Consider the following 243-nt stretch of genomic DNA (forward strand, 5'->3'; position numbering starts at 1 on the left):
AAGAAGAAGCACACCGTCGCAACCACCGCGATCGCCCGCGAGCTCGCGGGCTGGTGCTGGTCCCTGGCCGTCATGACCTGACAGCCCCAGACTCGTTCGCGACCACCGGCGCGGGGAACGCATGCAGCGTGAAGAGCGCACCAGCGGAACGACTGTGAGCAGCCGCACCGAGCGGCCACGCTCGACCTCAGACACGCTGGCTGCTCTCGCCGAAACAGGGTCCTGCGGTAACCAACCCGCGAA

Source organism: Microbacterium sp. UBA1612, assembly GCF_002321605.1.
GTDB lineage: Bacteria > Actinomycetota > Actinomycetes > Actinomycetales > Microbacteriaceae > Microbacterium > Microbacterium luteum.